Origin of the sequence: Cyanothece sp. BG0011 (assembly GCF_003013815.1) — a bacterium.
Lineage (GTDB): Bacteria > Cyanobacteriota > Cyanobacteriia > Cyanobacteriales > Microcystaceae > Crocosphaera.
This window is the reverse complement of sequence record NZ_PRLH01000009.1, coordinates 26,377-37,150: the sequence shown is the minus strand read 5'-3', so window position 1 is coordinate 37,150 and position 10,774 is coordinate 26,377. Positions and strand designations below refer to the sequence as shown.

The window sequence follows — 10,774 nt, the reverse complement described above, 5'->3', positions numbered from 1 at the left end:
GACAAAAACGGAATTAGGAAAACAAGCGAAAGATTATGTAGAAAAAGGTGATTTACTTCCCAATGAAATAATGATGCGAATTGATGAAAAATCGCCTTTTAAACATCCGATGTAGCAAAGGGTTGGATCTTAGCAGGATATCCTCGGACTGCGTTTCAAGCTGAAGAATTAGATTTTCTCTTAGAAAGCTTAAATCAAAGGTTAGACTATGCTATTTATTTACAAGTCAGTGAAACAGTAATGAAACAACGTTCTTTAAAACGAGGTTTAATGGATGATCAACCGGATGTTATTGAACGTCGTATTAATATGTTTAAAGAACATACCCTGACTTTACTGGACTATTATCAAGGTAAACAAAGATTATTAACCTTATCAGGGGAACTATCAACGGACGAAGTTGAACAAAAAATCTTAAGTTATTTACAATGAAACAACATTAAAGTGACTTTTTGTCTAGGTTGAATCTCACATCAGCAGAGAGATAGTAATCACACAAGTAAAGAGATTCCGTAACTATACTGAAACTAATAAAAATAAAGTTTTGCAAAGTTAGGCAAAATCAGAATGGCAAATCAACAACAACTTAACCTTTTACGGCAGAGTGTAGTGAAGTGGAATCAATGGCGCAGTGAGAATCCAGAGATTATTCCTAACCTCAGAAAAGCCAATTTAAGTCAATTAAATTTAGTCGGTGCTAATCTAGATTATGTTAACCTTGAACACGCTATTTTAGTTAATACAAATTTAAGTAATGCTTCTTTAAAAAAAGCGAATTTAAGTTATGCTAATTTAGCAGGGGTGATCTGTTTTAAAACCATTTTATTTCAAGCAAATTTAACTAACGCCCTGTTAATTAATTCAGATTTAAGTAAAGCAAATCTTGAGGAAGCTAACTTAAGTCAATCTTATATTGTTGATAGTTATTTAGTGAAAACTAATATAGCAAACGCTAACTTAAAGGGGTGCAATTTAACAAGAAGTTATTTAACTGGAGCCAATCTAATGGGAGTCAATCTGCAAGAAGCAAATTTAACTGAAACTGACTTGACAGCCAGTAAATTTAATAATAGTCAAGTCAATTGGATAAATAACACAGAAAAAATAATAGAGAGAAAAGAAGAGTTAATTAATAAACAAACGAGTGCCACTGTTGAAGATTTAGTAACAAGTTTTCAAGCAGAAACTTCTGTAACTTGTGTCCTTGTTAATTATTTACCCTCTTTAGAAATAATCTGGCAAAAAAGTAAATTAGAAAAAATTTATCAAACATTGTAGTCATTATATTGATAATAAATCATTGAATAACTAACTATTTTTTTCTGAAACTGTAGATATGCCTTCTTGTTCTAAGACTGGTAATTTTAATAGCATTCCTGCAATAAACCAATAGTAAACAGCAACAGGATCGACAGCCAAAGGATAATAATAAGGATTGTAACTAATGAATAAAACAAAAATCCAGAGAGATAATCCTAGTCCACGCAATGCAGGAGTTTTTAAAGAACGATAAGCTTTATAGGTCAGAATGGTTAAGGTAGTGACAACTGTTAAAAAAGCTAAATATCCCAAAATTCCTATTTCATAGATTAGTTGAACTGGAAAAGTTTCTACTAATTGAATTGAACCTAAACGGCGAGCAGCACTAGCGGTTTTTCCGAGTCCATGGCCTAATAAAGTAAGGCGATCGTGAGTTAACCATTGTATTTGTTTAGTAATAAATTCGTGAGGTGGTGCATATTGCCAACGCTGAATAAAGTTAGCGACTCTTTCATCAACCAACCCGATTTGTGTGGTTATGATTACAGTTAAAATAAAGATAATTCCTAATTTAATTAATAAATTTTTATTTCTTTTTTGAGTTGCAATAAATAGGATTAAGTAAATAATGGGAACTAATAATAAAGCAGTTCTTTGTCCTGAAATTAATGTAGCCATTAAAACAGTAATAATCGAGGCAAAACTGATACTTTTCCAAAGACGGGAAGATTCACTAAAGGTAACACCATAAGTAATAAAACTACTCGCAATCAAAAACCAGGCCCATTGCCAAGGAGCAACAAAAGTCCCTGGTAGTCGAATTAAGTTCTTGGCCGGATTATAAAGTAAAGAACCACCTACAAAACATTGGGCGCGCAAACTAGCAGAAGTATTAGAAGGAACAGGTAATTCACTACTTCCTGGACAAATACCATACACTAACAATAAATATTGAATTAGACATAAACTACAAGCTATAGCAATAAGAAGAACTAAAACTCGATTTAACCAAAGTAAATTTTTTTGGTTATTGAGATAATAATAAGCACAAAAAATTAAAGGAATATAACCTAACCAAACTTTTAAACCTACCATTCCCATTAAAATAACTTTATCCTTTGAATTGGCAAAATCTTGCGGAAAATTAACAAAAAAGAAGGTTAAAAAACAAGTTAAAGCAAAGACAGCAATAGCAATTAATAAAGGTTTAAATTTTAATGATTTCTGTTGCCAAATTTGATAACTCACACAAATGCCTAGTAAAGCCGGTAAATAAAAAGCATTTTTAGCTAAATGAAATAAAGAATAAGATCCTGTGTAAATAACCCCTTTACCAAATGCCTGAAAAGCACCAGCTAAAGCATAAGTAATGGTTCCTCCTAAAGGAAGATAAATCAAAAAAGCTAATAATCCCCATCGAGGAAAACAATAAGAAAATACTAGACAAGGAACTAATAAGGCTCCCATAATAGCAGTTTCAATTCCTCCTATTAAGAGAAAAAAGGAACTAACAAAAACTGTTGTGAATAAAAGAGCAATAAATATAATGATTTGTTTTTCATTTTTCATTTTTTTAAATTTAATTCTATTGTTTGACTTAAAATAAACTATTTAACTTTAATTCCTATTCCTCTTTCATTAAATTCGATAACCGTTTTTTCTGATAATTCATGAGTGGTCATAGCGGTTAAAATATCTAAAGGAATGGTTAAATGATGCGCCCCTGCTTTTAAAGCGGCTGCTGCTTCTTCGGGTGATTTTAAACTGGCTGCTAAAATTTCAGTGTCGCTACCTTCTAATACTTTAGCCATATCTTTAACTAAGGCTAAACCATCTCCTAATAAACGAGTTGCACGGTTAACATAAGCGATCGCATATTTAGCCCCTGCTTCTTTGGCAATGGCTGCTTGTGCGCTACTATAGATAGCAGTAACAGCACAAGGAATCTTAGGAGATAAGGTAGCTGTCACTTGAAAACCTGTGGTTGTGGCAGGAATTTTTAAGACGGTTTTTTCTCCTATTAATTCATAGGCTTTTTGTGCTTCTGCGATCATAGTTTCAGCTTCGGTTGCTGTTAACTGATAATACAGTTCCCCTGGACTTAAATGGGCTAATTTTTGTAAGGTTTCTTCTGGAGATAAGTCACTTTTTGCCAATATAGTTGGATTGGTGGTAATCCCTTTTACCCATCCATATTTTATGGCAGTTTCCACATCTTTGATGATGGCTGAGTCAATATAAATCATAATTTTCAATTCTAAAACTACTACATAATAACAGTTTTTTGTTTTGTCGACTTGTCAATTTATGAATTGATGGGATAGATAATCATATTTGATGCTGTGATCATTTTGTTGTCTTATTTGGGAACACTGAAATAAGATGTTCTTAATGGTTAGATCATGAAACTTCTTCTGATACTATCACAATGTTTATTGCTTGGATGTTCCCTAATCGCTACGATTAAATCAGCGAGGGATAATCAGATAGAAATGAGTTTAGCTTTTGCCTTATTAAGTTTTAATTTTATGATTAATTTAATCACTACGAGAAAAACAACTGAACGTAAAAATGAGGATAGGCAATTCAATAATAAAATTGAATCTTTTACCGATCAAATATTGGATGTTAAAGAAGATTCAAAACAGCTTCAAAGTTTATATAAAAAATAGGAAAAATTCATAGAAAATAGTCTTAGTTATTTTCAGGATTTAATTAATAAGCAATCATCTCAACTTAATAGTTTTACTCATCAGTATTCACAAAAAGAACACCAGGTTAGTGATAAATTAGCAGCTTTAAATCAACAACATTTAACTTTAAAACAGTATTTAGAACAAGTTAATCTGACTCTTAAAGAAGAAAAAACATTGATTAAAGAGAAAATCAATGATTTTCAAGAGTTTATTAACAGAAACTCACACATAACTGAAATAGACACAGATAGTAGTTTTGTTGATTTCCAAGAAATTATTACTAAACATAAACAGGATATTAGTCAACTAATTGAACAAAAAATAAAATTCAATTTAAAAAATAATAAACAATATATAGATGAATTAAAAGAAGATTTTGAACAACAAAAAGCTTTTACTAAAAACAGTTTTGATAACTTTAGAGAAATAATTGCAAAGCTTTATGAACACAATCAAAGTAATTTAGAGAATAATCGTAATATAAATAATAAGGTAGATTCTTATTATAATCAAACATTAAATATAAAAGAAAAACTCGAAAAAATTATAAATTCTTTAGATCAATATAAAAAGTTTACAGAAAATAGTCTTAGTTACTTTCAAGAGTTAATTAATAAACAAGCAGACGAACTTGAAAAATTAGGGAAAAATAATTCATATAATAATCATAATAGTGAAAAAGTTAACGATTTCATAAAGGAAGTTGAAGCGTTGCTTAAAGAACAAAAAATATTAATACAAAATAGTTTTAGTGATTTAGAGAAAAAGATGAATCATGAAATATCAATAATTCTTAATTCAAGTAAAAAGACAAACAAAAGTAAAAAAATAAAACAAGATGATTGGTTCAAAGATTTTGGTAAAACGATAAATGATGGTATTGAAAGTGTTGGTAAGAGTATTCATGATGGTTTCGATAGTTTTGATAAAGATACTAAATAATAAGAAATTGAACGCTTAGTTTAACTTCTCCATCATTTCCCTAACTACCATTTCTGCTTTTTCTTTGCTTTGAATTTCTTCATCTAACGTTAAACTCAATAACTTATCTAATACCACTTTATATTTAGGACCTGGTTTATATCCCATTCGTTTTAAATCATTACCATTTAAAGGGGTTTCAACTTTTGACCATTGGGTTAAATATTGCCAAATAATACGTCTAATTTGTTTGCTAGAATTGACAGCAATTAGAATTAAATCAGGCAATTTATAGCGATGCAACTGTTTATATTTTTCGCTTATTTTATTACAGACTTTTAATTTTTCTTGCAGTTTTAAATCAACTGTGTTAAGTCTTTCTAGACTATCTTTCGGTAGTTGTAAATTAGTCGCAAGTTGTTTTCTTTCTTTGAGATTTATTGGAGAGATTAATATTTCTAGACGAATTAACCAATGACCAATATTATTATCAGGATCAAGGTATTTTAACCAACGAGAAGCACAGCGAATTTGCCACCATTTTTTATCATCTAAAGTCACTTGATGATGCAAACATTTTAAAGCATCTAAATCTGAAAGTAATTGTAAAGCTGGTTTCCAATAATTCGCCTCTAAAATATATTTTAATTCAGCTTTTAACCGTGTTGTTAAAGCCGGGGCAACATGATTTTTAAGGCGTAATTTTTCATAAATACCGCTTTCTATAGCATAACGAATATAAGCTTCTGTTTGCGGTTCAATTTCAAACTTTAAACGGACAGCAAACCGGACAGCACGATAAATTCTAGTGGGATCTTCAATAAAACTATTGGCATGAAGTACCCGAACTTCTTTCGCTTTTAAATCTAGTAAACCCCCAAAAAAGTCGAGTAATTCCCCTTCTCTGGGTGGGGTTAATCTCACCGCTAAAGCATTAATAGTAAAGTCCCTTCTATATAAGTCTTGACGAATCGAACTCGCTTCTACTTCTGGGTTGGCAGCAGGGTAAGGGTAAAATTCAGTTCTTGAGGTCGCAATATCAAGCCATAGTGAGCCAAATTCTGGATCTTTATGCCATAACAAAGCGGCTGTCTGAAACTCACCATGTACTGATAATCGGCAGTTTGAGTATTTTTTTTGTATGGTTGAAGCGATTTCAACCCCGGCACCAACATCAGCAGAACGGTGAAAACCATCCACTACTAAGTCAATATCCTGAAGCAAAACTTTTTCGTTATTTTCTGTTAGTAATAAATCCCGAACTGCCCCGCCAACAATATATAAATGCCAGCCTTTATGTTCTGCTTCTTGGGCAATTTCTTCTAATAATGTCCAAATAGAAGGTTCTAAAGAATTACGAATCGAAGGTAATAAACAGGAAACTGTTGCCACTTTTTTTCCATTTTCGTCTTTAACTTCTTTTCTCTGTTGATGAATCTGTCTTAATAAGTCAGTTCTGGTAACAATCCCTAATAATTTATTATTATCAATAACTGGTAATCTTCCTACATCATAGGTCACCATAATCGATTCAATATCGGGTAATAAAGTATGAGGAGCAATTGTTTTTAAGTTTTTGCTCATATATCCTTTTACAGGTGCATGACTAAACCCATGATGCAAGGCTAAATCTAAATCCCGACGGGAAATAACCCCCACTAAATGATCATTTTCATCTACCACTGATAACCCTGAATGGCCATAGCGAAATAATACCCTTTCTGCTTGTTCTATGGTAGTTTCGGGTCGAATGGTTCTCACCGGTGAAGACATTAAATCTCTAGCAGTTAAAGGGTGAGGAATTTGGTTAATTAATTCTTCTACTAATTGCTTTAATTTGTCCTCAGGTTCCACATCTCTTAACATCAAAGATGCAGCTTGACTATGGCCACCTCCTCCGTAAACTGAGAATAATTGATTAAGATTAGTTCCGTCAATACGAGTCCGGCCAATAATAATTAAACGGTTTTGAGGATAAGGCTTATCATTGTGTCGTTTATGATAACTATGGGCAAATAATAACGCATCACTTTCGGTTAATTCAATTAATCTTTCGGCTAAATTCGATAACCCCGATACAAAATTTTCTGTTTCAATCAGTACCCAAGCAACTTGATAACCTCTAATATTTTTTGTTTCAAATTTTTCTAACGCTTCACTAAAAATTCCTTGTAATTGAGGAGTAAAACCAGGGTCACAATATTCAGCGATAATCTTAACATTGGCCTCCATTTCCATTAACCAAGCTAATGCTTTAGCATCTCTAGCAGTGGATTGAGCAAAGGTTAAAGAACCTGTGTCGACATGAATTCCTAACGCCATGATCGTCGCTTCGATGGGGTTAGGAATAATCTTTGCTTGCTGCATTTTTTCCACAATTAATGTTGTGCTTGCCCCCACTGGTTCGATTTTTTGAAAAGTAGCAGGAATATCACATTTACTGTTAAGATGATGGTCATATAATTCCACACTTTCAATGTGAGGTAAACGAAACCAATCAGAGGCTTTTCCTAAACGATTAATGTGCTGATTATCCACCACAATTAAGTGACGAATTTGCTTAGGGTTAACACTTCTTAACTCAATGAGGGGGATTTCGTCTCGATGCAATGCTAAAAAATCTTTAACCGTTGGATGGGCCCCACCAGTTAAAACAATACGACTGCCTACCTTGAGACGAGACAAACCAACGGCCGCCCCTAATGCGTCAAAATCAACCGTCTGATGGCATAAAATTAAGTCCATAACGTCCCTATTGATCGGCAATCCCTTAACTGCTTTTTCTATAATAGTCTAGGGACAATAACTTTCCATCACTCGCCCAAAACTATAAATTTTCTCATAATAATAGCTACTCACTTTATCCCCTTGATCGCAGAGAGGATCAATGGCAATTTTGTTCCGTCCCACCTCTTGACCTGAACTGTGAATATAATAACCATTCCCTAAATAAAGGGCAACATGATCCACTCTATTGGTAGCAAAAAAGATTAAATCCCCTGGTAATAATTCCTCATAAGAAATCTTTTTAACAAAAGCTTCTTGTTGATAAGAATCCCGAGGTAACCAGATTCCTGATGCACAAAAAGCAGCTTGCATTAATCCTGAACAATCATAATTTGGGGCAATGGTTCCACCCCATAAATAATAATTAGGCTGTTTCATTGCTGCTTTAGTAAACGCAATAATCCTAGGGATCTTTTTTTCAATTTGTCGACGAGATATGTGTCTAGATTGATAAATTTTGGCAGCAGAGTCTAAACTTGGCAAATCATTTAAAGATAACCAAGCTAAATAACCATCTTCACAGAGTTGGACTTGTATAAATTGATTAGTTAACGTTGCTTCTAATAGCTTAAGATGCCTCCCTGTGGCTATTTGAGTGGCCAACTCTTCCCCTGTCGCTGAATTGTATAAATTCAGGGGAATACGACAACAATATTCTCCAGAAACAGAAGGAGGTATTAATTCTAGGGACGTTGCGGGGGAAGACAATACTAACATATCCTCGTCAGAACCGATAAGATAAAATAAGATGAGTAGGTTTTCGCCTTGATGGTACTAAATATTTTGCCTGTGGACACACCTAATTTTGAGTCAATTTCAAAGTATTAGGAAACCATAAGCCTCAAAAAACCTATGTTATGCCATTAAGTATCGATTCGGTTTTTTCGCCAGAAAACCGATGCAAATGACCTCTAATCAACTATTAGCACCATCACAGACAACGACAGGCAAGTATTGTCAGATGTTCCATAAATGTCAAGAAATACACACAAAAATCCTTAGAAACCCATGTATTTTTTTGTAAAATTCGCTACAATTTTCTTAGCGTCTCAAAAATAATCGTTTCAGTCCTTTTAATTGGGGTTATTATTTAAACCCTTTGTTCTCTCGATTAATGTTTTTAGGAATTACTAACAATGGATTGTAGTAATATTCAGTATTCTCTGCAAAAGTCAAAAATCGATTATCAACAATTACAAATATTGTTTAATCAAGCAGCATTTTGGGCTAGAGAAAGAACCATAGAAGACTTAGAAACTGCGGTTTTCAATAGTAATCCCGTGGTGACTGTTTGGGATGGTACAACCATGATTGGTTTCTGTCGTGGAACCTCTGACGGGGTTTATCGGGCCACTATTTGGGATGTGGTGATTCACAAAGAATACCAAGGATTAGGATTAGGTCGTAAGTTAGTGGAAACCGCCTTAAGTCATCCTTTAATGAGTCAAGTAGAAAGGGTTTATTTAATGACAACCTATCAACAGAAATTCTATCAAAAAATTGGGTTTCAAGAAAATAAATCCACTACCATGGTTCTACAAAATGCCTATGAAATTAACCCCATTTCGTTAGGAAATGGTTCTATGATACCTGACTCAAAGGCATTAGACACTGTACCCGTGTAAAAGTTTCTGGTTCATTTTCGGGGGAAATATCTAAAATAGTTAAATTTCCCCCCATTTTTTTTAATAAAGTTTGACATAATGTCACGGTCATAACAGGAGATAATTCTAAATTATTATTCCATTTTTTTAGAGAAGTTAACGTTAATCCAGCAGTTTGTAAGTCTTCTTGTTGTTTTTCCCACTGTTGCAAAGAACAAGGAATATCAATCAAAATTGTCGCAATATTTTCTCTTTCATTTAATTGAGTGGTGATGATAATAGTTCCTTTTTCCATCAGACTCAAGGCCCTATCAACTAAAGCAGTTAATCCTTGAACCAAACGAGATTTATCGGCTTGAATAAAAATATCAATTTCAGGCTGTTTGACATTAATTTTATAACTATAATTTTGGGCTTGAAACTCTGTTAATTCATAAACTTCTTCTACTATGTTATTCAAGGAATTTGTTTCAATATTCAGAGCAATTGACCCGTAATCAATCTTGGAAATTGTAACAATTCTATCAATGATTTCAATTAATTTTTTAGCGGATTCAAACCCTTGTTTGAGAAACTCTTTTTCTTCTTCTGGGTTTTCGCACAAATCTCCTAAAATTAATTGATGCAACCCCATTAAACTACTTAAAGGAGACCGTAATTCGTGTGCCGTTTTTGCTAAATAACTACTCTTAAACTGACTCACTTGTGCCATCATTTCATAAGCCAAGTGGGTCGCTTCTAGTTCTTTTCGTAACGTTTCTATCTCTTCCATTATTCATTCTCCATTAATTTAATACTACCTTGACGTAAAATTATCCAGCCGGTATCTGTCCATTTTGCCACAGTGGAAGGTAAGCCACTACCGTATTTTTTCTGATTGTTTAACGGTTCTTCATTTAACACTAAAACATTGGGAAATTTATCATTAATTTCACTTAAATTCTCTATGGGTGGTTCCCCAGATAAATTCGCGCTAGTGGTAGCTAAACATCCCGTTTCTTTCAGTATATTTCGAGCAATGATGGAGTTAGGAATACGGACTCCGATGGTGGTAGGATCAAGAGGATTCATGGTTTTAGGGACTAATTCAGAAGCGGGTAATACTAAGGTTAATTGACCGGGCCAATATTGTTTAACAACCCCTTCCCATATCCGTAATTCTTGGGGATTCCCTCGAACATATTGCCAAATCGCTTCAGGGGATGACCCCATCAAAATTAAAGGTTTATCAGGAGGTCGTTTTTTAGTGGCAAAAATGAGAGAAGCAGCGTTAGGGACGGCTGCTAAAGCAGGAACCGTATCGGTGGGAAAGCTAACAACTTTTCCTTGTTTTGCCCCTGCAATTAATTGCTGTTGAGAAACTTGTGGCATTGGCTTATTTGACAATGAATGAAAGTTTAAATTCAAACTATAGGGTAAGGTTTATATAGCAGTTTTCATACTCGTGAGATACACAGGTAATTGCTTTGAGGGAAGAGGCAATGGTAAGAGGTTAAAAGTGTACCT

General features: G+C 33.5%; 10 protein-coding genes and 1 pseudogene. 5 read left to right on the top strand and 6 right to left on the bottom strand.

The features are described from left to right. Positions 1 to 120: 120 nt before the first annotated feature. Both C4E06_RS27250 and C4E06_RS02825 read left to right on the top strand, forming a co-directional pair. Positions 121 to 432 (top strand): annotated as a pseudogene (locus tag C4E06_RS27250) (nucleoside monophosphate kinase); the annotation flags it as partial. Between the two features lie 135 nt (positions 433 to 567). Further along, on the top strand, positions 568 to 1,278 hold the full coding sequence (locus tag C4E06_RS02825) for a pentapeptide repeat-containing protein (RefSeq protein WP_107666711.1): 711 nt from the start codon (positions 568 to 570) through the stop codon (positions 1,276 to 1,278). Positions 1,279 to 1,308: 30 nt separating this feature from the next. On the opposite strand, the gene C4E06_RS02820 is transcribed toward C4E06_RS02825, so the two are convergent. Both C4E06_RS02820 and C4E06_RS02815 read right to left on the bottom strand, forming a co-directional pair. After that, a complete protein-coding gene (locus tag C4E06_RS02820; protein ID WP_107666710.1) occupies positions 1,309 to 2,829 on the bottom strand; it encodes a hypothetical protein in 1,521 nt (506 codons plus the stop codon). Between the two features lie 38 nt (positions 2,830 to 2,867). Beyond that, positions 2,868 to 3,506 carry a transaldolase family protein gene (locus tag C4E06_RS02815; RefSeq protein WP_107666709.1) on the bottom strand — a complete coding sequence of 213 codons (639 nt, stop codon included), beginning with the start codon at positions 3,504 to 3,506 and terminating at the stop codon, positions 2,868 to 2,870. Positions 3,507 to 3,662: 156 nt separating this feature from the next. Between C4E06_RS02815 and C4E06_RS02810 the strand changes: the two genes are divergently transcribed. Continuing rightward, positions 3,663 to 3,932 carry a hypothetical protein gene (locus tag C4E06_RS02810; protein ID WP_198648245.1) on the top strand — a complete coding sequence of 90 codons (270 nt, stop codon included), beginning with the start codon at positions 3,663 to 3,665 and terminating at the stop codon, positions 3,930 to 3,932. A gap of 198 nt (positions 3,933 to 4,130) precedes the next feature. Further along, positions 4,131 to 4,898, top strand: coding sequence for a hypothetical protein (locus tag C4E06_RS02805; protein WP_107666707.1), 768 nt, complete (start codon positions 4,131 to 4,133; stop codon positions 4,896 to 4,898). 15 nt (positions 4,899 to 4,913) lie between these two features. Here the strand turns inward: C4E06_RS02805 and C4E06_RS02800 are convergent, their stop codons facing one another. Both C4E06_RS02800 and C4E06_RS02795 read right to left on the bottom strand, forming a co-directional pair. Continuing rightward, complete coding sequence (locus C4E06_RS02800; protein WP_107666706.1) at positions 4,914 to 7,622, bottom strand: CBS domain-containing protein; 2,709 nt, start codon at positions 7,620 to 7,622, stop codon at positions 4,914 to 4,916. Between the two features lie 48 nt (positions 7,623 to 7,670). Further along, complete coding sequence (locus tag C4E06_RS02795; protein WP_107666705.1) at positions 7,671 to 8,381, bottom strand: C40 family peptidase; 711 nt, start codon at positions 8,379 to 8,381, stop codon at positions 7,671 to 7,673. Between the two features lie 419 nt (positions 8,382 to 8,800). On the opposite strand from C4E06_RS02795, the gene C4E06_RS02790 reads away from it, so the two are divergent. After that, a complete protein-coding gene (locus tag C4E06_RS02790; protein ID WP_107666704.1) occupies positions 8,801 to 9,289 on the top strand; it encodes a GNAT family N-acetyltransferase in 489 nt (162 codons plus the stop codon). Here C4E06_RS02790 and C4E06_RS02785 read toward each other — a convergent pair. Both C4E06_RS02785 and C4E06_RS02780 read right to left on the bottom strand, forming a co-directional pair. Beyond that, entirely contained in the window at positions 9,246 to 10,040 is a 795-nt protein-coding gene (locus C4E06_RS02785; protein ID WP_107666703.1) for a sensor histidine kinase KdpD, read from the bottom strand. The genes C4E06_RS02790 and C4E06_RS02785 overlap by 44 nt on opposite strands. Next, the gene (locus tag C4E06_RS02780) at positions 10,040 to 10,639 is read right to left on the bottom strand and encodes an L-threonylcarbamoyladenylate synthase (RefSeq protein WP_107666702.1); all 600 of its coding nucleotides are present in this window, start codon (positions 10,637 to 10,639) and stop codon (positions 10,040 to 10,042) included. Before C4E06_RS02780 ends, C4E06_RS02785 begins: the two co-directional genes overlap by 1 nt. Positions 10,640 to 10,774 lie beyond the last annotated feature (135 nt).